Annotated in this window: 2 tRNA genes and 1 rRNA gene; all 3 read left to right on the top strand. The window is 43.8% G+C overall.

Going from position 1 to position 818, the window contains the following annotated elements:
• A 16S ribosomal RNA gene (locus ETF27_RS09855) occupies positions 1-108 on the top strand; the annotation flags it as partial.
• A 200-nt stretch (positions 109-308) separates the two neighbouring features.
• Positions 309-382, top strand: a tRNA-Ile gene (locus tag ETF27_RS09850).
• An 83-nt stretch (positions 383-465) separates the two neighbouring features.
• A tRNA-Ala gene (locus ETF27_RS09845) sits at positions 466-539 on the top strand.
• Positions 540-818 lie beyond the last annotated feature (279 nt).

Here is an 818-nt window from a genome sequence, read left to right as displayed (position 1 = left end):
GTGCCTGAAGTTCGTAACCGCGAGGAGCGACCTAGGGCAAAACTGGTGATTGGGGCTAAGTCGTAACAAGGTAGCCGTACCGGAAGGTGCGGCTGGAACACCTCCTTTCTGGAGTGGATGATTACTTTTGTTCATGGGTTTTGCAAGTTATTTGTGGACACTCTTTCTTCCTCCCGTTTTTCCTTTCTTTGGAAAGCTGCGAGGAAATTGAAAACGTTCGTTTCCCACTTCTTGTAACTACACTTTGTTTATCCTAATATGAGAGAATCAGGGAAGCCGGGTAGAAGCCGTACGACTTTATCCAACTCAGTCCTATAGCTCAGTTGGTTAGAGCGCCACACTGATAATGTGGAGGTCGGCAGTTCAAGTCTGCCTGGGACTACACATCGTCGCAAGACAATGTGTTCCAAGGCTCAAGTCTTTCGGCAATAAGATGACACCTTTTCCTTGATACCTTTCTCCTTCGGGGGATTAGCTCAGCTGGCTAGAGCACCTGCTTTGCAAGCAGGGGGTCAACGGTTCGAATCCGTTATTCTCCACATTTTGTCACGGTCAGAATGTTACATACCATTGCTTATGGCTCTTTGTTTCTTCCGACCTTTGACATTCGATCTTTGACATATTGACACAAGCATAACAGTAAAGTAAAACTGAAAGTTCAGACTTTTGCTTGATTTTTTTCAGGCATTAGTCATTAAAAATGAAGATTTCACAATACAGCTGAAAGTATGAGCTACATTATCTTTTTTCATGACAAGCTTCGTTCTTGTCAGAAGATCGATAAAGGCGAATAAAAAGTAGGAAAGGGAGTATGGAGG

Source organism: Prevotella brunnea, from assembly GCF_008016795.1.
In the GTDB taxonomy this organism is placed as follows: domain Bacteria; phylum Bacteroidota; class Bacteroidia; order Bacteroidales; family Bacteroidaceae; genus Prevotella; species Prevotella brunnea.
Note: the sequence above shows the minus strand (reverse complement) of the source record. Positions and strands in the feature narration are given on the sequence as shown.